Raw genomic sequence first — 1,012 nt, 5'->3', positions numbered from 1 at the left:
AGGATGAACTGTCTTCTGGCTGCGAACGGGATCATGATATCGTGTCCGATGTTTATCCATCGTGGTTCGTTGCATAATAAATACATTTTGTTTTACTTTTTACTTAAGTTAAAAGAAAACAATTATATTGGTTTTGCGCCAACAAGGGTATTGTCTTGGGAGCGGCATGCACTGCCAGGACACCATGCACACACCCGGAGAATGATCCGGGAACCGGGCCCCGGAGAATTTCCGGATCGATTCCGGGTGACAAACCATCATCGGACCTGTTCACGGATTGTTATGCTGACCCGACACCACCTTGCCCTTGCCCTGATGACCGGGGGTATCCTCTGGACGACGGAAAACATTACAGGGATAACCGGCATCTTCCTTATCTGTGGGATCTGCCTTGGGGCGATCCTCCCTGACATCCATATGAAACAACCGTCAGCCATCCGTCTCCTGAGCGTGGCATGGTGTATCGTCAGCATCACCAGGATAACCATTATACCGGCACTCTCCGGACTCTACTCCCTGCTGTTCGGTATCCCGGTAAATACATCTGATAAACGTCTCACCCATTCTCTGCCCGGCATCGTTCTCTTCACGCTGCTCTTCACCGGTGCCCTGTTCGTACTGAGTAGTCTTGTACCCGTCTCCGGAGCATGGCCGCTCTTCCTGCATCTATCAGCCGGAGTATTCACGGGTCTGGCTATCCATCTGGTCCATGACCTTTGCTGCCGGAAAGGAATCGCACTCTTCTACCCGTTCTCTGAAACCATCCTCCATGGCAGCATCCGCCCGTGTGATGTCTATGACTTCCGGATATCACGGTTCCATATCCAGCATGTTCTTATCTTTGTTGTATGCCAGATCGTGGTTGTCGCAGCCGTACTTCCCGGGGATGTTTCCTCAGCCGCGGGAATTGCCGGTGCATTCTTCAGTCTCCTGGTCATGGTTCTGCAGTCCGAAGTAAGGCCCGGCCGGGATGAGGGCCGGCGCTCCCTTGAGGAGGAGAGCCTTGCAACAT

The 1,012-nt window shown here is 52.7% G+C and carries 1 protein-coding gene; it reads left to right on the top strand.

What is annotated here, in order from left to right; translation table 11 throughout:
* Positions 1-282: 282 nt before the first annotated feature.
* A partial coding sequence (locus tag CW742_RS15315) for a metal-dependent hydrolase (protein ID WP_292421911.1) occupies positions 283-1,012 on the top strand: 730 nt, incomplete at its 3' end.

The sequence above is a fragment of the Methanoregula sp. genome (assembly GCF_002835825.1).
Taxonomy (GTDB): Archaea; Halobacteriota; Methanomicrobia; order Methanomicrobiales; family Methanospirillaceae; genus Methanoregula.
This window is presented reverse-complemented; position numbering and strand designations above follow the sequence as displayed.